Raw genomic sequence first — 695 nt, forward strand, 5'->3', positions numbered from 1 at the left:
GTCGGCCCGCGGCGGCGGCGCCGGCGAGGGCGTCGCCGGGCACGCTGCACAGGGCGGAGACGCGCAGCAGTTCGGCCCAGTCGCGGGCGCTCACGGCGCGGACTCCAGTCGTGCGGCGAGCGCGGTGAGGGCGCGCCACTGCGAGGGCAGATCGGCCGGTCCGGTTTCGGGGTCCTTGAAGTAGAAGCCGAGGCCTTCGACGGGTCCGGACAGCCCGGCGGCGTGGGCGCGGGCGGTGATGCGGGCGAGGTCGAGCACGAGGGGCGCGGCGAGTGCGGAGTCGCAGCCCTGCCAGATGGTCTGCAGGATCATGCGGGAGCCGAGAAAGCCGTCGAAGGCGACGTGGTCCCAGGCGGTCTTCCAGTCGCCGAGGGCCGGCACGTCGTCGATGTGCACCTCGCCCTCGGGAACGCTGCCGAGTGTGTCGGCGAGTACCCGTTCCTTGCCGGCGTTCTTGGCGGCTGCGGCGGCCGGGTCGGCCAGCGCGGCGCCGTCGCCGCCGCCGAGCAGGTTGGTGCCGGACCAGGCGCGGACGTGCAGGGCACGGTGGTGGAACATCGGGCCCAGTACCGAGCGCAGCAGCGTCTGGCCGGTCTTGCCGTCCCGGCCGGCGTGCGGCAGCCCGGAGCGGCGGGCTGCTTCCCGGAGCCGGGGGTGGCGCAGGCCGGTGGCCGGGGTGAAGTCGACGTAGGGGC

Annotated in this window: 1 protein-coding gene and 1 pseudogene; both read right to left on the reverse strand. The window is 75.4% G+C overall.

Annotated elements, in window-relative coordinates; genetic code table 11:
* Positions 1-94 (reverse strand): annotated as a pseudogene (locus ACYVE9_RS29615) (SCO3242 family prenyltransferase); the annotation flags it as partial.
* Positions 91-695 (reverse strand): inositol-3-phosphate synthase (locus tag ACYVE9_RS29620; protein ID WP_461030951.1); only part of this gene is annotated, 605 nt, incomplete at its 5' end. The pseudogene ACYVE9_RS29615 and the gene ACYVE9_RS29620, both read right to left, overlap by 4 nt.

The organism is Streptomyces sparsus (genome assembly GCF_054776295.1).